The 22268-nt window shown below is 31.5% G+C and carries 16 protein-coding genes; 5 read left to right on the top strand and 11 right to left on the bottom strand.

All coding sequences use genetic code 11. From position 1 onward, the window contains the following. Nucleotides 1-8: 8 nt before the first annotated feature. The 6 genes from IM532_RS07195 to IM532_RS07170 form a co-directional block, all read right to left on the bottom strand. The gene (locus IM532_RS07195; protein ID WP_194182777.1) at nucleotides 9-3344 is read right to left on the bottom strand and encodes a SusC/RagA family TonB-linked outer membrane protein; all 3336 of its coding nucleotides are present in this window, start codon (nucleotides 3342-3344) and stop codon (nucleotides 9-11) included. 5 nt (nucleotides 3345-3349) lie between these two features. Next, complete coding sequence (locus IM532_RS07190; RefSeq protein ID WP_194182776.1) at nucleotides 3350-5920, bottom strand: zinc-dependent metalloprotease; 2571 nt, start codon at nucleotides 5918-5920, stop codon at nucleotides 3350-3352. A 112-nt stretch (nucleotides 5921-6032) separates the two neighbouring features. Next, nucleotides 6033-7526 carry a histidine kinase gene (locus IM532_RS07185; protein WP_194182775.1) on the bottom strand — a complete coding sequence of 498 codons (1494 nt, stop codon included), beginning with the start codon at nucleotides 7524-7526 and terminating at the stop codon, nucleotides 6033-6035. Nucleotides 7527-7672: 146 nt separating this feature from the next. Continuing rightward, nucleotides 7673-9073, bottom strand: a complete 1401-nt coding sequence (lpdA, locus tag IM532_RS07180) for a dihydrolipoyl dehydrogenase (protein WP_194182774.1) — start codon at nucleotides 9071-9073, stop codon at nucleotides 7673-7675. A 194-nt stretch (nucleotides 9074-9267) separates the two neighbouring features. Further along, nucleotides 9268-10281, bottom strand: coding sequence for a 3-oxoacyl-ACP synthase III family protein (locus IM532_RS07175; protein ID WP_194182773.1), 1014 nt, complete (start codon nucleotides 10279-10281; stop codon nucleotides 9268-9270). A gap of 116 nt (nucleotides 10282-10397) precedes the next feature. Beyond that, the gene (locus IM532_RS07170) at nucleotides 10398-11279 is read right to left on the bottom strand and encodes a DMT family transporter (protein ID WP_194182772.1); all 882 of its coding nucleotides are present in this window, start codon (nucleotides 11277-11279) and stop codon (nucleotides 10398-10400) included. 155 nt (nucleotides 11280-11434) lie between these two features. On the opposite strand from IM532_RS07170, the gene IM532_RS07165 reads away from it, so the two are divergent. From IM532_RS07165 to IM532_RS07155, 3 genes are all read left to right on the top strand, one after another. Beyond that, on the top strand, nucleotides 11435-12241 hold the full coding sequence (locus IM532_RS07165) for a TerC family protein (protein WP_194182771.1): 807 nt from the start codon (nucleotides 11435-11437) through the stop codon (nucleotides 12239-12241). A 35-nt stretch (nucleotides 12242-12276) separates the two neighbouring features. Then, complete coding sequence (locus IM532_RS07160; protein ID WP_194182770.1) at nucleotides 12277-13077, top strand: HAD family hydrolase; 801 nt, start codon at nucleotides 12277-12279, stop codon at nucleotides 13075-13077. 104 nt (nucleotides 13078-13181) lie between these two features. Further along, nucleotides 13182-14087 carry a polysaccharide deacetylase family protein gene (locus IM532_RS07155; protein ID WP_194182769.1) on the top strand — a complete coding sequence of 302 codons (906 nt, stop codon included), beginning with the start codon at nucleotides 13182-13184 and terminating at the stop codon, nucleotides 14085-14087. Nucleotides 14088-14111: 24 nt separating this feature from the next. Here the strand turns inward: IM532_RS07155 and IM532_RS07150 are convergent, their stop codons facing one another. Beyond that, nucleotides 14112-14585 (bottom strand): DUF1810 domain-containing protein, encoded by a 474-nt coding sequence (locus IM532_RS07150; protein ID WP_194182768.1) that lies wholly within the window; start codon nucleotides 14583-14585, stop codon nucleotides 14112-14114. Between the two features lie 174 nt (nucleotides 14586-14759). Continuing rightward, nucleotides 14760-16532, bottom strand: a complete 1773-nt coding sequence (gene argS, locus IM532_RS07145) for an arginine--tRNA ligase (protein WP_194182767.1) — start codon at nucleotides 16530-16532, stop codon at nucleotides 14760-14762. Nucleotides 16533-16662: 130 nt separating this feature from the next. On the opposite strand from argS, the gene IM532_RS07140 reads away from it, so the two are divergent. After that, complete coding sequence (locus IM532_RS07140; protein WP_194182766.1) at nucleotides 16663-18009, top strand: DEAD/DEAH box helicase; 1347 nt, start codon at nucleotides 16663-16665, stop codon at nucleotides 18007-18009. 107 nt (nucleotides 18010-18116) lie between these two features. Beyond that, nucleotides 18117-18329: a heavy-metal-associated domain-containing protein gene (locus IM532_RS07135; protein ID WP_194182765.1), complete on the top strand. Its 213-nt coding sequence runs from the start codon at nucleotides 18117-18119 to the stop codon at nucleotides 18327-18329. 60 nt (nucleotides 18330-18389) lie between these two features. Here the strand turns inward: IM532_RS07135 and IM532_RS07130 are convergent, their stop codons facing one another. The 3 genes from IM532_RS07130 to lpdA (IM532_RS07120) form a co-directional block, all read right to left on the bottom strand. Beyond that, nucleotides 18390-19151: a T9SS type A sorting domain-containing protein gene (locus IM532_RS07130; RefSeq protein ID WP_194182764.1), complete on the bottom strand. Its 762-nt coding sequence runs from the start codon at nucleotides 19149-19151 to the stop codon at nucleotides 18390-18392. A 134-nt stretch (nucleotides 19152-19285) separates the two neighbouring features. Beyond that, nucleotides 19286-20689: a T9SS type B sorting domain-containing protein gene (locus IM532_RS07125; protein ID WP_194182763.1), complete on the bottom strand. Its 1404-nt coding sequence runs from the start codon at nucleotides 20687-20689 to the stop codon at nucleotides 19286-19288. Nucleotides 20690-20798: 109 nt separating this feature from the next. Next, nucleotides 20799-22190 (bottom strand): dihydrolipoyl dehydrogenase, encoded by a 1392-nt coding sequence (lpdA, locus tag IM532_RS07120; protein ID WP_194182762.1) that lies wholly within the window; start codon nucleotides 22188-22190, stop codon nucleotides 20799-20801. Nucleotides 22191-22268: the final 78 nt, after the last annotated feature.

Genomic DNA, 22268 nt, shown 5'->3' with positions numbered 1-22268 from the left:
TTTCGTTCTTAGAATGTTACGTTAAATCCTAGTGTTAATGATTTTGCAATAGGTTGTGCATAAATATTTCCATAAGTTTCTGGATCAAAATAGCCATTGTATCCATTACTGATAACAAATAAATTTCGACCTTCTACACTTAATTTTAAGCTTTTTACCCCTATTGATTCTGAATAACGTTGTGGTAAACTATACCCTAATCTAATACTTGTGATGCGTAAGTAACTTACTTCTTTCGCCCAAATATCTAATAAGTTATAAGCATTGGCTCTATTTCCAGCAAACCATTTATTAGTCATCCATGAATCATCATCTCCCATAATTGGACTTGTAATTCCTGGTAATGTATTACCTGCTTCTAAAATTGCATGCGTATAATTACGACCTGGATCTACTTCCATTCCACGGTATGAAGGTGAGCTCATAATTGTTTGTTTAAAGTTGAAAGCAGCAGATACATTCAAATCAAAATTGTAGACTTTAAATGTATTGATAATTCCTCCTGTAAACTTAGGATCTCTGTTTCCGATGTAGGTGAATAATCCTCTTAATTCCTCACTTGATAAATTAGATTCAGCAATTTCTCCTGGGAAGAAATCAGCATATAAATCGTATAATTTAAAGAATTCGTTGGCTGAAATCTTTTGATCACCTTTCCAGAACATTGGATTTCCATTTGTATCTAATCCAGCTGTTTTCAATGCAAATACCGCATTTACTGGTAAACCTACACGAGATGGCAACGTACTATTCGCACTAACGTTTTCTTGTAAAACTTCACTCTTGTTATGTGCAAAATTGATCGTTGTTGTCCATTTGAAATTTTTGTGATCAATATTGCGAGTTGTTAAAGCAATTTCGTAACCACGATTTGAAATTTCTCCCCAATTGACCATTGTATAAGCAAAACCAGTTTCTAAAGGCGTTTCTCTCATACTGATCATATCTGTACCTTTACGATCATACACGTCAACAGTTAAATTGATGCGGTTACGGAACATTCCTAGATCCATCCCAAAGTTAACGTTCGTTGTTTTTTCCCAACGTAATTTATTATTTGGTGGATTTATTGCACCAATCGTTGGTTCTTTACCATCAGGTAAAATAGTTGCATCACCATATTCACCAATAAAGAATGGTGATGTATTACGATCAATATTACCTTGTAAACCATATGAAGCTCTAAGTCTTAAATTCGATATAAAATCAACATTCTGCATAAAATCTTCACGCGATACTAACCAAGAAGCTGATGCTGCCCAAATTGGTAAATATTTATATTTTTTATCAACACCAAATAAATTCGTACCATCGTAACGCACACTACCAAAAACTGTATATTTTTTATCGAATGTATAGGCTGCTGTTGCGAACATGGAAGCATAGGCATTTACAACAGCCGGAGTTTCATCGTATGTTTTAAAACGTGGATCCGTTGCTGAACTTGAATTAGGAAATAATATAGGCGATGATTCTCTTGTAATTGGATTATACCCAAACGCACGTGTTAATACTGTTTGATCGTTTGTTCTTCTCAATTCTGTTCCAACCATCAAATCAAGCTCATGACGATCATTAAATGTTGTATTATATGTCGCTTGTACCTTCCAATTGTATTGAAAATATTCGTTATTCCAATTCTGTTTTACATCACCATCAGGTAAAAAGTATTTGTAACCTGACTGATAATAACGTGAATTTTCTTTTAATTTTCGAGTATAATAAGTTTCTTGAGCAGCATACTTTTCTGTATTGTTGCGATCATATTGTAATCCAAATTGTGAACTTACATTTAATCCTTTTGCAAATTTGTAATTAACATCAAAAATAGCTTTTAAAGCTCTATTTTTTAAAGTATGACGTGTATTGCTACGTTCTTCGATAAAGTTGAATGGAATATAGCGGTCTTCATAACCGTCAATATCTTGGTCATATTGATAGCTTCCATCAGCATTATATGGAGATAAATATGGATTGGCATTGCGCGAATAATTCATCGGATTAATTGCAGCATCTGCATCCGTTAAGAATGAATTACGATCACTAGAAGTCGCAAATAACGAAACTCCAGCTGTTAAACGATCTGATACATTAAAGTTATTTTTGATCGTTAAGTTGTAACGTTCAAAGCCAGTACCTATCGTAGTTCCTTGTTCATCGTAATATCCTAAAGACACATAATAATCTGAATTATCTGATCCTCCAGAAACACTTAAACCATATTGTTGGTTAATTGCATTTTGATATAATAATTTCCCCCAATCGGTTGTTTGATTGCGTAATGCATTAATTTGATTTAAAGTTGTACCATCCAATCCTGCTAAACCTCCTAAACGAAAAGCATCTAGTTGATTGTTGCGCTGTAAGATGCGCATTACTTCACCTTTATCAGTACGATAAGTTAAATCATCACGGCCCGCTAACATCAATTCTAAATCCACTTTTTCTGAAGCATTCAAAAGGTTTAAACGATCAAAATCTGGTCGGGCATTGATGAATGTATTTGCAGAGAAATTGACTTGCATTTTTCCACGTTTCCCACGTTTCGTGGTAATCGAAATTACCCCATTGGCTGCTCTTGCTCCATAAATGGCAGTTGCTGCAGCATCTTTTAAAATGGTAATTTCTTCAATATCATTTGGATTTAACCCTGCAATTGAGAAATTCTGCAATTGATCGATATTGTCTTTATCTGTAAAATTAGGCACATCACTTCCTTCTAAAGGCAAACCATCAATCACCCATAGTGGATCCTGAGCACCATTTAAAGAAGCTGTTCCACGAATACGAATCTTTGATGGACCACCAGGAGAACCTGTTTCTGGCGTTACTGCTACTCCGGCAATCTGACCGGCTAATAATTGATCGACACTCGCAACACCTGCTTGCTGAATGTCGTCCATCTTAACAGTTTCTATTGCAGAAGTTAATTTTCTTTTTTCAATTTTTTGGTACCCTGTCAAAACAACTTCTTGTAGAGAATTTGATTCCTCTAATATTTGTTCGACTGAGCGTAAACTGATAGTAATATTTTTTTCGTCAGTTGAAAGTTGAATCAAACGTGATTCATATCCCAAATAGCTAATCAATAATGATGAGGTATTTGAAGGAATTTCTAAAACAAAATTTCCAAATTCATCGGTTACTGTTCCTACAGTAACACTTTCTATAATACCATCTTGACCTGTTTGTGTTGAAACAGATTGTGCTTCTACTTTAACCGAAGCTCCTGGAATTCCTAAAAAATTTTCTTCATCTTGAACTGTTCCGGTAATCACTTTTTTCTCTTGAGCAAAAGATAAACTTGCCGCTAAAAGAGGTAATAATAGTAGTTTTTTATTCATATGTGTTACTTTAAAGCTTCTTTAATTCTTATAGTTAGGTCGGTATAATGGGCTTTGGTAGATTGATTTACTTTATTTTTTCTTTTTTCTAATATTTGAAGTATGTTTTGCAATTCTGCTCTTTTATACGTTGTAACTTCAGATACACGTTTCATTGATGTATAGTTTATATTGCGGGCTGCACGATCTTCGTGTAAATGATTACATAATGTTGGAACTTGCAAATTTGAATTGGGATTAATTCCTAAAACAGTCGTTTTCTCGAATAATTTGTTTGTAGAAACAATTAGAGCATCAACATAATTTTTTTGCGTCATTCGATCCAAAATATCCAAATCGGATTTCTTTTTAAACACCTCACTTCGAACTTGATCAAATAAATTCTCTACAGTATAAAATTCAGATTTAGTATTTCTCTGTTCGTGGTATAATTCACTTTCTAATAAACGTAATAAACGCTCATCATTAAATAATGAATATATCACGCTATATTGCATTTCACGAGCTAATGTATATGGCGTTTGTTCGTAAGGACCCATTGGCGAATTTTTGATGGCATACGTTTTATCAATAATTTCATTAAAGAATAACCATTGAGGAATATTCATCACATGACGATTGATATAATCCACCGCTTTTCTTTGCATATCAGCTCCTACTGGTTCATATGCTTTCTTTTGATCATCAAAAACAGGATTATTTAAATAAATACCTCCAACATTAGCCATCACATGATTAGTATACGTGTCCCATTGACCAATCGTACCAAAATATAATTTACCCGCATCAATATAACTTTGATCTTTCTTCTTTGTCCAGTTTAAGATGTTTTCTGTTACACGTTTTAAATTTTTGATTCCATATTCGCTGGCTAAAACTGCATCATCACCTAAATCTTCGGATTGCGAACGTGGGTCGATTGTATTTAAATAACTTTGTTGTTCACCGTAGAAATACATTGGATCATGTTGGTGTTTCTCAACCATTGCTTTTAAAAGTGTTTGCTCTTTTTTAGCTTCAGGATACCAACGGTACCCCCATTCAATAGCATATTTATCGTACACACCAATTTTAGGAGTAATTGCTGTCACACCATCTTCAGGCTGAGCAACATAATTGTAACGCGCATAATCCATAATAGATGGCGCAGTTCCTCCCATTTTATCTGTAAATTCTTTTGAACGTAACGACTCCACCGGATAAGCAAAAGATGAACCCATATTGTGTTTTAATCCAAACGTATGTCCTACCTCGTGTGATGAAACAAATCGAATCGCTTCTCCCATATGTTCATCACTAAATTTATTTCCACGTGCTTTAGGATCGATTGGTCCTGTTTGGATGCGCATCCATTGGTGTAATGACGTCATTACATTGTGCCACCAAATAATATCTGATTCGATAATTTCTCCACTTCTGGGATCAACAACCGATGGTCCCATTGCATTTGATTTTGGAGATGCAGCATATGTAATTACCGAATAACGCACATCATCAATATCAAAATCAGGATCATTGGGATCTGCTTCTTTCGCTACAATGGCATTTTTAAAACCAGCTTGCTCAAAAGCGATTTGCCAATCGTGTACACCATCAATTATTTTTTGACGCCACTGTGGTGGTGTCGATGGATCGATATAATAAATAATTGGTTTCTTCGGTTCAACCAATTCTCCGTTTAGATATTTTTCTACATCTTCAGGTTTAGGTTCCATTCGCCAACGTGTAATGAAACGTTGATCCTCCATCTGATGCTGCTGATCATTGAAATGCCAATGTTTCTCTGTGAAATATCCTACACGCGCATCAGCCAAACGAGGTTGCATTGGAACTTCTGGTAATAAGACCAAATTGCTTGTAACCCCTAAAGTCACCGCTAAATCTGTACCTCCTTCATTCACAGAAGTTGTTAATTGTGATTTAACCACAATATTTTCTGGGAATGTTTTGACTTGTTCGATATATGATAGGTTAGCTTTTACTGAACCTCCCAAACCAGTGTTGGATAACACATCATTAAAACTTTTCTGGTTTCCGTCAAAAATTTTATTCACTTTTACAGCTACAGCAGTTGAATCAATATTTTGTGCTTCAATATCAAACACTTCAATAATTGATTCCGAAAAATTATCTTTTACAGAAGCCGTAATCGCATCCATCTTTGGAGAAGATGCAATAGGATTAATGGTTTTCACCCAAATCTTTTTGGCTTTGGTATCTTTATAAAAACTAATGACTTTGTTCTCATAATTCATTCCTTTGTTCAATCCCGCTTCGTTCACTTGCATTGGAACTTGCGATAATTTATTGACCACCAAAAATTGTCTACCTAATAAACTATCTGGAATTTCGAAATACACATCGGTATTGACTTCAATTGTATTAAAAAGACCTTTTTTGTATGTCCCTTTTTTTACTAACTCATCAATGGATTTCGGTTTCTTGGATGTTGTATCGGTTTTCTCTTTCTGATCTTTGTCTTTACTTTTACCTTCTTTTTCTTGTGCAGTAACTCCTGCAGCATTTAAAAGAACTCCTAAACACAATAGATAGTGGAAATTTCTTATCGGCTTCATATGCTTCGACTTGCAAAAATTAATTTTGTGAGGTCTAAACTTAATATGAATATATCCTTACATCAATTTTTACGGAGTGAATGGTTTATTTTATGGAGTGAATGGATAAGAATTAATCTAATAAGGGAAGTTTACAAATAAATTGACCATTATCCACATTTGTTTGAAAAGTTTTAATACCATAAAAACGATAGATTTCGTATAAATATTCAGATCCGAAATGAACGTTATCAGTTGTATCATTTCGAGGTTGATAGGTATTTGTGACCAACAGAAATTTATCCGTAAGTTCTATGGCGATAAACAAAGGTTGCGCAATAGTTGCAATATTATGTTTTAAAGCATTTTCTACCACCAATTGTAATGCGAGATATGGAATTTTTTTATTCAATTTATCTTCCGAAGATATCACCACATTATAATCTAATTCTTCTTGGAAACGATCGTTTTGTAACGACAAATAATATCGAATAAATTCGATTTCTTTTTCAACTATTACTAAATGGTCTTTTGGAGGGACAATCAAATAACGATAGATTCGCGATAAATTTATGGTAAAACGTTGTGCTTTCTTTTGATCCATCGAAATAATCATATAAAGAGTATTAAGAGAATTAAACAGAAAATGAGGTTGAATTTGATTTTTTAATTGCTCTAATTGATTTAAAGCATTTTCTTTAACCATCTTTTCATGCTTAATCAATAATGCATTATTATCATTTAGGATTGATTGTTTCTCTTTATCTGCTTGACGAGTTAAGGCATGAAGAAACAAAAAGATTATACTAACTAAAAAAATCGTCACTACAAAAATTACGAGTACATACATTTGCGTTGGACGTACATTTTCTTCCACGATAAAATCAAGATGTCCTACAGCAACATAGCCTTCAAAACCATTCACATTAAGAGGTTTTATAAATCGTGTAATGCCAGAATTCGGTAAAAATTCAGAAACAGCTTGATGTTCAGAAAATTTAAATGTTTGATTAGTGATTAATGTATCTGCTGGAGTAATGGATGTAAAATCAAACACATTTTTCCCTATATTTTTTTCGTCTGGATGCGTGATACATTTCCCATTTTTATCAAATATAAAAACATAGTTTTGACTGTTTTGATTAATTCCTGCAAAATATTGATGAAGATTAAGAAGGTCCAAATCAAGCCCATAATAAATGTATGCTCCTTCACTTAACGGAATAGAATCATATATCGTCCAAACCAAAGATTCTTTTTCACGAGTAAGTACATCATCTCTACCATATTGATTCGATTTATGCCACCAATGGTGAATTTTTAAATTATGTTGTTGTTGCACTTCATTCAACAACGCTAATTTTTCACCAATTTGAGCAGAATCTTGTTCTTCCTCTATTAATTTTTTTACAAGTATTTGCTCTTGAATGATACGATTGACTTCAAATTGAACAATTTCGTATTTACTTAAAAAGCTTTTTCGTGTGAATTCTTCGTTGTTTCTAATGCTTTCCTTAGTCAATAAATAACTTAAAATGACCAATGCAGTTAACGTTATACCTGCAATTAAAGAAATCGTAATGTAAATGGATTTAGCAGAAAATCGTGTAAAAAATTGTCGTATCAAAAGGAAGTAGTTTAATCGTAAGGTTGAATTTTATGGGCAAAAGTAGTTACTATGTTAGGAAATATAAAAATATGTTTAACAAATAGTAGAATAAAAAAAGCGACTTCTTACGAAGTCGCTTTTAAAGATATATTTTCTTAATTTAATTAAGCGTGAATTGCACGGTTATCAGTTGCAGCTAAAGCAGCTTCTTTAATTGCTTCTGAAAATGTTGGGTGAGCATGAGACATTCTTGTTAAATCTTCTGCTGAAGCACGGAATTCCATCGCAGTAACTCCTTCAGCAATTAAATCTGCTGCACGAGCACCAATAATGTGCATACCTAAAATTTCGTCTGTATTTTTATCAGCTAAAACTTTTACGAAACCATCCGTATCCATAGAAGCACGAGCACGTCCTAAAGCAGCAAATTTGAAAGACCCAGATTTGTATTCAATTCCAGCTTCTTTTAATTGCTCTTCTGTTTGTCCAACTCCTGCAACCTCTGGCCAAGTATAAACTACACCAGGGATTAAATTATAGTTGATGTGAGGTTTTTGACCTGCTAAGAATTCAGCAACTAATGTTCCTTCTTCTTCCGCTTTGTGTGCTAACATTGCACCAGCAACAACGTCACCAATTGCATAGATGTTTGCTACATTTGTTTGTAAGTGACCGTTTGTTTTGATACGACCTCTTTCGTCAACTTCGATTCCTACATTTTCTAAACCTAAAGATCCTGTAAATGCACGACGACCTACAGCAACTAAAGCGTAGTCTCCTTCGATTGTTAAATCTTCACCTTTTTTAGATGTAGCTGTTAAAGTAACATTGTCTCCATTGTTTGTTACAGATGTAACTCCTGTAGACGTGTGGAATTTCATTCCTTGTTTCTTTAAAATCTTAGTTAACTCTTTAGATAATGCACCATCCATTCCTGGGATTACACGGTCTGCATACTCAACAACAGTAACTTCTGATCCTAAACGTAAGTAAACAGATCCTAACTCTAATCCAATAACACCTCCACCGATAACGATTAAGTGTTTAGGTACTTCTGGTAATTCTAAAGCTTCTGTAGAAGTGATAATTCTTTTACCGTCAGTTGGCGCAAAAGGTAATTCTGAAGAAACAGATCCTGTAGCGATGATTGTGTATTTTGCTTCAATTTCTTGAGTAGATCCATCAGCCGCAGTAACAACAATATGAGTAGCATCTTTGAATGCACCAGTACCTTCTAAGACATCAATTTTATTTTTGTCCATTAAGTATTTGATACCAGAAACTGTTTGATCAATTACTCCTTGTTTACGAGTGATCATTTGTCCAAAATTTACTTTTGGAGCATCAATTTCAATACCGTGCTCAGCGAAATGCTTTACAGCATCGTGATAGTGGTGAGATGAATCTAATAAAGCTTTAGACGGAATACATCCAACATTTAAACATGTACCACCTAATTTATTTTTTTCGATGATTACAGTTTTAAATCCTAATTGTGCACTACGAATAGCAGCAACATATCCTCCAGGTCCAGCACCGATTACGGCAACATCATAAGAACTCATATGGTTATATTTTTTATTTTTAAATATTTGATACAAATATAATCCATCTATAACGATTAGTTATAATAAAATTGCTGAATTTTATTAGGGTTTTAAGTTTTAGTTATTGTTAAATAATTATGAGTTTAAAGTTAATACCCTAAAATAAAACCTTTCACAATTTGTGAAAGGTTTAAAATATAATTGATAAGTTTTTACCATTTAATTAAAACAGATCCCCAAGTAAAACCGGCACCAAAAGCTGACATTAATACAACATCACCTTCTTTTATTTTACCTTCTGCTTTTGCTTCACTCAGTGCAATAGGAATAGATGCAGCAGTTGTGTTTCCATATTTCTGAATGTTATTAAAAACTTTTTCATCAGGTAGACCTAACTGGCGTTGGACAAACTGTGAAATTCTTAGATTGGCTTGATGAGGTACAAATAAATCGATATTTTCTGTAGTTAACTCAGCATCTTTTAATACTTCTTGAATTGATTCTGGAAAACGTGTTACAGCATGTTTAAAAACATAATTTCCATTCATGTGTGGGTAAATATCTTCCTTTCTAATCGTATGATTTTCTTTTAAAATTTCATCAGCCCATCCTAACTTAGTTCCTGGAAAAGTTACAGCTAATTCTTCTGCATATTCTCCTTCAGAATGTAAATTAGATGCTAAAATTCCTCTATTAGGATCATCAGTAGCTGAAACGATTACAGCTCCTGCTCCATCTCCAAAAATTACAGAAACTCCACGTCCTTCGTCAGAAAAATCTAATCCAAATGAATGTACTTCGGCACCAATAACTAATATATTTTTATACTTTCCGGATTTTATAAATGTATCAGCAGTAGTTAATGCATATACAAATCCAGAACATTGGTTACGTATATCCATTGCACCAATAGTTCTACAACCTAAGGCTTTTTGCACTAAAACCCCATTTCCTGGAAAATAATAATCTGGAGATAGTGTAGCAAATAATATAAAATCTATATCTAGTGCTGTTAGACCAGCATCTTTTAATGCATTTTGTGCGGCTTTAATCCCTAAATCTGTTGAAGTAATTTTAGATCCAGGTTCTATGTGTCTACGTTCAACAATCCCTGTTCTTTCTTGGATCCACGCATCGTTGGTATCCATTATTTCTGCTAAATCGAAATTAGTAACGATTCTTTCAGGAACGTAGTGTCCAACACCTTTAATAATCGAATTATTCATTTTTTTGTTTGCTTTTCAATTCTTACAAATATAGAATTTTATCCAAAAGAAAAAATTTATCGTATCCAAAATATTACATATATGACAATTTGAAGTCTGAAATATTATCAAATTCACTATTTATTAAACTGTGGAAACTTGTTCTTAATGATTCCATTTACAATGATTGATAAGATCATAATTCCTGTAGCTATGTAAAATACTGGCGTCATTTTTTCTGATTCACCAAAAACTATACTTGCTAATATAATTCCGTATATGGGTTCTAAATTTACATTTAGTAAAATGGTATAAGGTGAAAAATATTTATACAAATTGACAAATTCGATTTGAGCAAACGCGGTAAATACAATTGCTAACAAAGCAAGCCACATAAAATTTGCCCATCCAACATTTATTACTTCACTAAATGTATCGGGCTGAAAAACAATCATCAAAATATTAATTGTTAGAAATCCTCCAATCATTTCATAGAAGGTGATATTTGCTGGTTTTACTTGTTCTTTGAAAGTTGAATTTAAAACAGAAAATAATGCTGATAGAAAGCTACATATTACACCATATATTATTCCTAATTTATATTCAGGTGAAGCTTTAAAAATCCAAATAACACAACCGGAAACAACTAAAGATAAAAGAATTTCAGATATTACTACTTTTCTTTTAAATAAAATGGGCTCTATAATAGAGGTAAACAGGGCGCCTAATGAAAGTGTACTTAAGGCAATTGCAACATTGGAAACTTTTATAGATTGATAAAATGTAAACCAATGTAAACCAACAATTCCTCCAATTAATAACAATTGAATTAAATGTTTTGAGGAAACTTTTATTTGCTGTTTTTTTAATTTTAAATATATAAAAATTACAAATGCTGCTATAGACATCCTAAACCACACCATTGGCAAAGCAGAAATTGTTACTAATTTTCCGAATAATCCGGTAAATCCCCATAACAATACCAAAAATTGTAATCGGAGCTGTACTTTAGAAAGCATATATAAGTTTTGGCAAATGTAATCTGTATAACTTTTCTATTAAAAAAAAAATCACATTAAATTTTCATTAAATAATCATCATCAATACATTAAATTTTTAACACGTAATATATTGAAATATTTAACCTTGTATATTCGACAAATTAATTATAAAAATGGATTTTAGTATTTTTTTACAACCCGATGCACTTATTGCACTACTTACACTAACGATGTTAGAAATAGTTTTGGGAATAGATAACATTGTTTTTATTTCAATTTTAGCAGGGAAATTACCTCAGCATCAACAGAAAAAAGCTCAAAAATTGGGTTTATTTCTTGCAATGTTTACTCGTGTACTTTTACTTTTATCGCTAAGTTGGGTGATGAGCTTAACGAACCCTTTATTCAATTTAGGGAATTTAATGGGCATTTCAGATCCAGATTGGTTGGATAAATTAGCAATTTCGGGACGAGATTTAATTCTTCTAATCGGTGGTTTATTTTTAATCTATAAATCAACAGTAGAAATTCATCATAAAATTGAAGGTGTTGTTGAGGAAGAAGGAAAATCAAAGGTTCAATCTTTTGCAGGAACGATTATTCAGATTTTAATTTTAGATGTTGTTTTCTCTTTAGATTCAGTAATTACTGCAGTTGGTATGGTCGATCAAATTGAAGTGATGATTGCTGCTGTTATTATTGCTGTTATTGTAATGATGATTTCCGCTTCTACAGTATCCAAGTTCGTTAATGATCATCCAACAGTTAAGATGTTAGCTTTATCATTCCTATTACTTATTGGAGTTTCTTTATTAGCTGAAGGTTTTGATCAACATATTTCAAAAGGTTACATTTATTTTGCAATGGGATTTTCAGTTTTAGTTGAGTTTTTGAATCTAAAAATGAAGAAAAAACAAACCAATCCTGGTGTTGTAAGAACTATGGTAGGTGATGCCGATGAACAAAATAAAAATTTATAAATTTACAGACCTCTAAGGAGGTCTTTTTTTTACTTATGAATTTAAAAAATATAAAACTTATCGTTTCGGATATGGATGGAACACTGTTACGTTCTAATCACGAATTAAGTCCTGAATTTAACGCCATACATCAACAATTAATTGCCAATAATATTCATTTTGTTCCTGCAAGCGGTCGCCAATTTTACAGTATTACGAGTTATTTTGAAAATAATAAAGACGAAATGTCAATTATTGCAGAAAACGGAACATATGTTACTTATAAGGGAAATGAAGTATTTGTAGATGAATTAGACCGAGATTTAATCAAAGATATTATTTTAGAAACTCGTACCATAAAAGGTGCAAATCTAGTTTTGGCTGGTAAAAATGCAGCTTATGTAGAATCTAAAGATGAAGATTTTTTAGCGTTTTTTCAAAATTTTTATTCTAAAAATATTCAAGTTAATGATTTATTAGCTATCGAAAACGAACAGTTTATCAAAGTGGCTATACATCATGCAGATGGTTCAGCAACAAATTTATACCCAAAATTTAAGCGTTTTGAACAAAACAATCTTAATGTTGTCATTTCTGGAGAGCTTTGGATGGATATGATGAACAAAGGAACCAATAAAGGTAAAGCGTTAACAGAATTGCAAGAAAAATTAGGAATTACTAAAGACGAAACAATGGTTTTTGGAGATTATATGAATGATATTGAAATGCTGAAACTTGCAAAGTATAGTTATGCTATGGCCAATGCACATCCAAGTGTAAAAGAAGTTGCTAATTTTGAAGCGCCTTCAAATGATGATGATGGAGTTTTACAAGTTATAAAGCAATTATTTAATTAAATAACATGAAGAGTGATTTTCTCGCTCTTTTTTTATGTTAATTATTAATATTTATACATTAAATTTCCACATATGTTGTATTTTCGCGGTAGAAACACAATCTAATGAAAACCTCTATCTACCACCCTATTATTTTGTTATTTCTATTTGTAAATTTATTATTTTCTTCTTGTAATTCTTTTCAAACCGAAAATATTTTTGAAGAAACTCCTTCTTTAACAAATAGTTCAATACAATCTGATAATAATGATTCGATTGCATCTATAGATTCATTAAAAAATGATTCTATACAGCTTTCAATGGATAAACATATCCAAACACAACAAAATATTATAGATTCTACAAAACTATATATTTATTTAACTTTTGATGATGGACCATTTAAAGGAAGTGAGAAGATTAATCGGATTATCTCTGAAGAACAAATTAAAGCAACCGTTTTTATTGTAGGACTTAATTCCTATACTAAACGCCTACAACAACATATAGATGATTATAAAGCCAATCAATATATTGAGGTTGCTAATCATACCTTTTCCCACGCTAATCGCAATAAGTTTGTGGGTTATTACAAACAACCATCTGTTGTATTAGAAGATGTCATACGTAATGATAGTATGTTTACTTTTAAAAATAGATTTGTACGTTTACCAGGTCGAAATGTTTGGCACTTAGGTAAACAAACTAAATATGATTATGATCAAGCTTCTAGAAATTCTGCAAATTATTTAGCAGAACATAAGTATTATATATTAGGTTGGGATTATGAGTGGCGAAGATTAAATAAAAATCATCCATTAGAGAATCCTTCTAAAATATATGATGGGATTGTTAGTCGTTTAAAGAACCATGAGACGTTAAATAAAAATCACATGGTTCTGTTAATGCATGATGATATGTTTGATAATGATCATGACGCTGAAAAGTTAAGAGAACTTATTAGATTGATTAAACAGAATAAGGATTTCATTTTTGAAGTTGCTTCAAATTATCCGATCGAAATAAGCTAAGAAAAAAGGCTAATCTTATAAAGATTAACCTTTTTTTTGCTTAAATTGTTTAATGATTTCTAACGTTTTTTTATCTGTTTGACCCTGATAAAATGTTTCCAGCACCTTTTTAATAAGGGGTTCTTTTGGTTTAACGAAATTAAAAAGTGTTAAACTCGATTTCAACTTCATTGCATCATTTTTACCAAATATTAATTGAGGTATAGTTCCTTTATGCATCATTAAAACTTCTAATAATTCTATATAATTTTCCCACAAAGATTCGTTCTGAACATATGCTCTAGCTTCTTCAATAGATTCGATTGCAAATTCTTTAGAAGAATCACTTTTACCTAAACCCAATACTTGTGGAAACATAAAAATAACCCAATTCGTTTGAACTTTCCCGGAATGAATTTCTATCAAAGCTTCGTCATATACAAAAGATTGTGCATTCTCAAAACGTTGTAAATTATATCGATCATTTGGCTTTTTTTGTAATAAATCGCCTAGTTTCATTAGTATCTTTTTTGATTAAGTTGCAAAGATACGATTTAAGGAATAAAGTATTTGGAATTGATAAAGAATGCACTGTTCTAATCAATATTTATTTTATATAATGTATTTAAAATTTCTTAAATAAAAAAACCTCATCCATAAAGATGAGGCGTAATATATATATTATTTAAAATTTTACATTCTTTCTGGAACTTCAATTCCTAATAAACGTAAAGAAGATTCTATCGTGTTTGCAACCCATTGTGATAAGTATAAACGGAATGATTTTACGTTTTCGTCTTCTACTTTAAGTACTGAATTATTTTGATAGAATGAGTTAAACAACTTAACTAATTCGTAGACATAATTTGCAATTAATGCTGGAGATAATTCTACAGATGCTTTCTTAATAGTATCTTGAAAATCATTTAATGCACGAATAATTTCTTTTTCAGCATCATTTAATTCGATCGCATCCATATCAAAAGCTTTAGGAGATTCTTTTCTTAATAACGATTGGATACGCGCATAAGTATATTGAACAAAAGGACCTGTATTACCATTAAAATCTACAGATTCTTGTGGGTCAAATAAAATACGCTTCTTAGGATCTACTTTTAAAATATAGTATTTTAAAGCTCCCATACCGATTTTCTCGTATAGCGCTGCTTTTTCATCCTCTTCGTATCCATCTAGTTTTCCTAACTCTTCAGAAATTTCTTTCGCAGTTTGATAAATTTCTTCCATCAAATCATCTGCATCTACAACTGTACCTTCACGAGATTTCATTTTACCATTTGGTAAATCAACCATTCCGTAAGATAAATGATGTAAAGCTTCAGCCCATTCATAACCTAATTTTTTTAAGATTAAGAATAAAACTTTAAAATGATAGTCTTGTTCATTACCTACTACATACGTTAATTCCTCTAATGTAGGATTATTTTTAAAACGCTCTACAGCAGTTCCTAAATCTTGCGTAATGTATACAGATGTTCCGTCTGAACGTAAAACTAATTTTTCATCTAAACCTTCAGCTGTTAAATCAATCCAAACTGAACCATCTTCTCTCTTATAGAAAACTCCTTTTACTAAACCTTCTTCAACAATATCTTTTCCTAAAATGTAAGTGTTAGATTCATATAAATATTCGTCAAAAGCAACTCCTAAACGTTTGTATGTTTCTGCAAAACCAGCATAAACCCATCCATTCATTGTTTCCCAAAGTTGTATAACTTCTGGAACCTGAGCTTCCCATTGACGCAACATTTCTTGTGCAGCTAAGAAAATAGGCGCTTGTTTTTTTGCTTCATCTTCAGGCATTCCACCATCTACCAATTCTTTAATTTCGGTGCGGTAATGCTTGTCGAATTCCACATAATATTTACCAACTAATTTATCTCCTTTTAATCCAGAAGAAGCTGGTGTTTCACCATTTCCAAAACGTTGCCAAGCAATCATCGATTTACAAATATGAATTCCACGGTCGTTAATAATCTGTGTTTTGATCACATTATTACCCGCCGCTTCTACAATTTGAGAAACCGAATAACCTAATAAATTATTACGTACGTGCCCTAAGTGTAAAGGTTTATTTGTATTTGGAGAAGAATATTCCACCATTACCGAACGAGACTCGGCAGTTGGTGTAATTATTCCGTAATTTTTATTTTCAGCATTTTGAGTAAAATCAACCATAAAATCTGTTGAATTCATACTCATATTAAGGAAACCTTTAACAACGTTATAAGCTGATATTTTACCTTCTGCTACTAAATTGTCTCCAATTTTAGCACCGATATCTTCTGGTTTACCTTTTAATGCACGGATTAATGGGAAAACAACTAAAGTATAATCACCTTCAAACTCTTTCCTTGTGAATTGTATTTCAACAGATTCTGGAGTAATTTCAAAGACATTTTGGATCGCGTCTAAAACGTATTGTGTGATTTGTTGCTTTAAATTCATTTCTATTTGTTTATTAATCGACTGCAAAAGTACGAAAAAAACGTGCTTTTAACCTATAAAAAAAGGTTGTTTTACATTATTATACTCAATAATACAAAAACATTTTGTCAGAAATCTATATCTTTGCGTCATGGATATTACATTCGAAGATTTTAACTTTCCCCCACAATTGAATTCAGCTTTAGAAAAGATGAATATCACAACTCCTACTCCGATCCAAATAAAAACGTATAAACCGATTTTATCTGGACGCGATATAATGGGTATTGCTCAAACCGGAACTGGTAAAACTTTAGCCTATCTTTTACCTTTAGTAAAGGAGTACAAATTCTCGAAATCACATATGCCGAAAATTATGATTCTTGTGCCAACACGAGAATTAGTAGTTCAGGTAACAGATATATTAGACCAATTAACACAGTTTATTAATGTACGTGTATTAGGTATTTACGGAGGTGTAAATATTAATACGCAAAAAGAATTAATCTATGAAGGTGTTGATATTTTAGTTGGTACACCAGGTCGTGTGATGGATTTAGCTCTAAACAATGATTTACAGTTTAAAGATGTCAAAAAATTAGTTATTGATGAATTTGATGAAATGTTAAGTTTAGGGTTTAAATTCCAATTACGTAACATTTTCTCTATGATGAATGAGAAACGTCAGAATATTTTATTTTCTGCAACAATGACTGATCAAGTGGATGAAATGTTAGAAGAATATTTTAACAGACCTGAAGAAATTTCTTTAGCTCGATCAGGTACACCAATTACCAAGATTAGCCAAAAAGCAATTCCTGTTCAGAATTTTAATACGAAACTAAATTTATTAGTTGATCAATTAAGAACGGAAGCTTCTATAGAAAAGGTTTTAATCTTTGCTAATAATAAGAAGCACGCTGATATTATTTATGAAAAATTAGAAGAAGAATTTCCTGATGAATTTGGAGTAATTCATTCTAATAAATCTCAAAATTTCCGTCTTAGAGTAATGGAAAGTTACCGTAAAGATGAAATTAAAGGTATTGTAACAACGGATATTATGGCGCGTGGTTTAGACTTCCCAGACATTTCTCACGTGATTAATTTTGAAATACCTGAAGTTCCTGAACAATATATACACCGTATAGGTCGTACAGGACGTGCAGAAAAAACAGGTATTGCTATTTCTTATTTCACTGAAAAAGAAGAAGTTTTATTGATTGAGATTGAAAATTTAATGGAAAAAGAGACTGAAAAACTTGATTTTCCAGAAAATGTAAAAGTCAATCAATCAAAAATGGACTTTGAAAAAACTGTTGTAAAAATGAAACAAATTACAACAGTAAAAATTGAAGAAGAAAGAGGTGCTGCATTTCACGAGAAAAAGGATAAAAACAAAAAAGTAAATTTAGGAGGTCCTACTAAACGTAAACCACCAAAAACCAAGACACAAAACAGAGGTCAGTTAAAACAAAATTCTAAAAAACGTAGATAATTAATTTATATACTTTATTTATAAGCATTCATTATGAATGCTTTTTTTATTTAATACTAATGCAGATTAAGTAAAACTCATTAAATTTGAGTTTAAAATAATATAATATGTCAGAAATAAAGTTCAAAACAAATATAAATTGTGGAAATTGCATTAAGTCTGTAAAACCTTTTTTAGATGAAGCGATCGGTGAGGGAAATTGGAAAGTTGATACTGAAAATCCTGATAAGATACTAAGTGTAGGAAAAGATATTGAGCTAAGTGAAGTTGTAGAAGCTGTAACTGATGCAGGCTTCAAAATTCAAAAAATAGAAGAATAATTGTACATAAAAAAGCCACTCTAATGAGTGGCTTCAATATTTAAAAGAATTAGATACTAATTATTTTTTTACAACTTTAGTTGTAATAGTTTTACCTTCTTGCGTTGAACTTACGAAGTAAATACCTTTAGCTAAATCAGCAACATTAACATTTTTGTTACCATTAACTTCTAAAGATTTTACTAATTGTCCATTTACATTGTAAACCTCAACTTTCGCATTTCCTTTTGTTGAAAATGAAGCTGTATCAGTCCAAACTGTATTTTGAATAGCTTTAGCAGCTTGAGTATAATCAGCTACACCTAAGTTCTTATCCCAAGATACATTATCAATTGTAGTTTGACGGTTTCCTACAGTCATTGCATCAGAATAAGTGATTTTTACTTTAACTTGACCTGCTTTATTTACTGGAACTGAAAAAGTATAAATTTGACCTTGTTCTCCAGAACCTTCTCCATATTCAGCAGTAGTATCAGCTAACTCTCCATTAACATAAACTGATAATTGTCTTACGGTACCACTTGTAAAAGCTTTTCTATATTGAAATTTGAATTCACCAACTCCATCAGGAATAACAAATTCTACTGAACTTGGCTCATCAGATCTTCTTAACATAATACCTTTACCACTAATTGGGAATTCAGCTTGGTCTCTTGCGTGAACAAAATTAACCATAACTCCAGAAGTTTCACCTTGGAAAGACCCATCTGCATAACTATTTCCTGATTGAGATAAAATTGTTTGAGTTTCGAAAGTTTCAGAACCTTGAGCAAAAGTTAAAGATGCTGCAGCGATAGCCACTAAAGAATAGAATTTTTTCATATATAATAATTTTTAAAGTTTTTAATAGTTTTATGGTATTGCAAATATAATTTAAAATTAGGATTTACAATAAATAAAATTAGGATTTTAAATAATTTAATATTATCTTAATATGTTTATTGAATCACACATATCTATCTTTTAATCATAATACTACCTTCTTTCAATGTTAATTCATTATTATATATAATATACCAATAGGTTCCTGATGCTAACGGATAATTGTTTATATAACCATTCCAAGGTAAAATATCTTTTAATAAACCTTCAATAATTAATCTTCCTGAACGATCAAATATTTTAATAAAGTTGATATCATTCTTAAATTCTGACCTAATATCCCATTTATCATTAACTCCATCATTATTTGGGCTAAGGAAATTAAAAAAATTTGATAAATTATAATTGTATGGTCCTAAAATACAACCTAAATTGTTTTTAATATAAAAGACAAAATCTAGTTCATTAACAGCATTAAAAATATTTGAAGTTTGCCAATTAATCCCATCTCTTGAATATGAAGAAATCTTATTAGGTAAAGTTGGTTCAATGATTACTTGGGTCATTGTTGACCTTACATTCTGTATATAGCTGTATATGTCTTCTTCTACAACACTAATTGTAATCGAAGATCTACATCCTGTATTGATATCAAAGTAAACGGTCCATTCTCCTAAAGCATCTATCTCCACTTGATGTTGGCTAGACTTTAATTCTCCATTGTGAAACCATTCAAAATTTGAAAACTGAAATAAATTATTTTTGTCAACAGGACCATTTATGATATATGGGATACCACAAAAAGTAAATTCTTTCTGACTCATATAATCATGAAATTGACGAGTTTCTAACGTCAACGCAAATATTGAAAAACAATCTGATCCATATTCATAATCATTTTTAAATTTTACTCTAAGAAACAATTGATTAGTTTGCGGAGAAACCTCATAAGACTGCCATTCAGACTCAGGTATGGGATTACGTTCTGAGTTTGCATCTTGAAAATTTGTGTAGAATGAAAAATCATAATTATAATTAAAACTATATATATCTAATAAAGCTTTATTTAAGTTATAAGTATTTCTATCATTATCTAATGAACAACCAAAAATGATAAAATCATTTCGACCTCCAGGTCTTTGAGAATAATTGTATGTAAATCTAACTATTATTCTTACCGGATTTGTAGTCACATTTTGGTTTAGTTGTGCATATATTACTAAGGGATTTTTAAAATCAACAGGAATATTACGTGCAATTCTGTCGTTTGGATATGGGGAAGTATTGTTGTAAGCATCATCAGCAGATGGATATAAACTATATTTAAAGGTCCAATATAGTAAGTTATATTCCTCAGAATGAAACTTTTCAAATTCACTTTTTAGACCTCTTAATTGGTCATCAAAATAAATAATATTAGGATATGTACTTAAACACTCTTCTATATTTACATCCAGAATTTTATATGACGTAGAATTCTGTGCAAATATTTGAGTAGATATATTAAAGAAGAATAAATAAAGGACTAATATCTTCATAAGCAATTAGATATGCATAAATATACGAATATATTCCATATTAATTACTTAATAAAAAAGGCATCCTAAGATGCCTTTTTTTGATATATATATTTTTATTTAAAATATTTTAGATATGAATAGCGTGTCCGTAAGCATCTTCTACAGCTTCCATGATAGCTTCTGACATCGTTGGATGTGGATGAACAGATTTCATAATCTCATGTGCAGTTGTTTCTAATTTACGAGCTGCCACTGCTTCTGCGATCATTTCAGTAACTCCATCTCCGATCATATGGCAACCTAACCATTCCCCATATTTAGCATCGAATACAACTTTTACAAATCCGTCTGCCGCACCATTTGCAACAGCTTTTCCGTTTGCTGAGAAAGGGAATTTACCCACTTTTACATCATATCCGGCTTCTCTTGCTTTTGCTTCTGTTAAACCAACTGATGCTATTTCTGGTGAACAATAAGTACATCCTGGGATGTTTCCGTAATCTATTGCTTCTACTTTTTCTCCAGCAATATGCTCAACACAAAGAATTCCTTGCGCAGATGCTAAGTGAGCCAAATCTGCACCCATTACAACATCACCAATTGCATAATATCCTTTTACAGAAGTTTCACAAAAATCATTGATGACAATTTTTCCTCTTTCAGTTGCAATTCCAACTTCTTCTAAACCAATATTTTCTGTATTAGGAACAACTCCAGCAGCAGATAACACTACTTCAGCTTCAATAATTTCTTCTCCTTTTGCAGTTTTAATAGTTGCTTTTACTAAATCTCCAGTTGTATCTACACTTGTAACTTCTGTATTTGTTAAAATATTGATACCAGATTTCTTTAAAGATAATTGTAATTGTTTTGAAATATCCTCATCCTCAACTGGAACAATACGTGGTAAATATTCAACAACTGTTACTTTAGTACCTAATGTATTATAAAAGTGAGCAAACTCAACTCCGATAGCACCAGAACCAACAACAATCATCGATTTTGGTTGTTTTTCCATTGCTAAAGCACCACGGTAACCAATAACTTTTTTACCATCTTGTGGCAAAGCAGGTAATTCACGAGAACGTGCTCCTGTTGCAATAATTATATTTTCTGCGCTGATTTCTTTAGAAGATCCATCTGCTGCAGTAACTTTAACTTTTTTACCTGGTAAAACTTTTGCAGCACCTTGTATTACTTCGATATTATTCTTTTTCATTAAGAATTGAACACCTTTGCTCATACGATCTGCTACTCCTCTACTACGCTTTACTACATTTCCAAATTCGAACGTAATATCAGAAGGTTTATTTAAACCAAAATCTTCCGCATGATTTAAATATTTAAATACTTGTGCACTTTTTAATAATGCTTTAGTTGGAATACATCCCCAATTTAAACAAATTCCTCCTAACTCTGCTTTTTCAACAATTGCAACTTTTTTACCTAATTGAGAAGCTCTAATAGCTGCTACATATCCACCTGGTCCGCTTCCAATAATAATAATGTCGTAATTCATTTTTCCATAATTTGAATGCTAATTTAATAAATCTTAAACGAAATAAAAGAGATTATATAAAATAGATTAAAATTTCTT

Origin of the sequence: Faecalibacter rhinopitheci (assembly GCF_015234135.1) — a bacterium.
GTDB lineage: Bacteria > Bacteroidota > Bacteroidia > Flavobacteriales > Weeksellaceae > Empedobacter > Empedobacter rhinopitheci.
Note: the sequence above shows the minus strand (reverse complement) of the source record. Positions and strands in the feature narration are given on the sequence as shown.

Coding starts and splice junctions, on each gene's coding strand:
- argS (WP_194182767.1), bottom strand. CDS start 16,532: ATGAATTTAAAGCAACAAATCACACAATACGTTTTAGACGCGATCCAA.
- lpdA (WP_194182774.1), bottom strand. CDS start 9,073: ATGAGTTCTTATGATGTTGCCGTAATCGGTGCTGGACCTGGAGGATAT.
- IM532_RS07165 (WP_194182771.1), top strand. CDS start 11,435: ATGGATTTTAGTATTTTTTTACAACCCGATGCACTTATTGCACTACTT.
- IM532_RS07140 (WP_194182766.1), top strand. CDS start 16,663: ATGGATATTACATTCGAAGATTTTAACTTTCCCCCACAATTGAATTCA.
- IM532_RS07195 (WP_194182777.1), bottom strand. CDS start 3,344: ATGAATAAAAAACTACTATTATTACCTCTTTTAGCGGCAAGTTTATCT.
- IM532_RS07175 (WP_194182773.1), bottom strand. CDS start 10,281: ATGAATAATTCGATTATTAAAGGTGTTGGACACTACGTTCCTGAAAGA.
- IM532_RS07170 (WP_194182772.1), bottom strand. CDS start 11,279: ATGCTTTCTAAAGTACAGCTCCGATTACAATTTTTGGTATTGTTATGG.
- IM532_RS07190 (WP_194182776.1), bottom strand. CDS start 5,920: ATGAAGCCGATAAGAAATTTCCACTATCTATTGTGTTTAGGAGTTCTT.
- IM532_RS07135 (WP_194182765.1), top strand. CDS start 18,117: ATGTCAGAAATAAAGTTCAAAACAAATATAAATTGTGGAAATTGCATT.
- IM532_RS07150 (WP_194182768.1), bottom strand. CDS start 14,585: ATGAAACTAGGCGATTTATTACAAAAAAAGCCAAATGATCGATATAAT.
- IM532_RS07160 (WP_194182770.1), top strand. CDS start 12,277: ATGAATTTAAAAAATATAAAACTTATCGTTTCGGATATGGATGGAACA.
- lpdA (WP_194182762.1), bottom strand. CDS start 22,190: ATGAATTACGACATTATTATTATTGGAAGCGGACCAGGTGGATATGTA.
- IM532_RS07155 (WP_194182769.1), top strand. CDS start 13,182: ATGAAAACCTCTATCTACCACCCTATTATTTTGTTATTTCTATTTGTA.
- IM532_RS07125 (WP_194182763.1), bottom strand. CDS start 20,689: ATGAAGATATTAGTCCTTTATTTATTCTTCTTTAATATATCTACTCAA.
- IM532_RS07130 (WP_194182764.1), bottom strand. CDS start 19,151: ATGAAAAAATTCTATTCTTTAGTGGCTATCGCTGCAGCATCTTTAACT.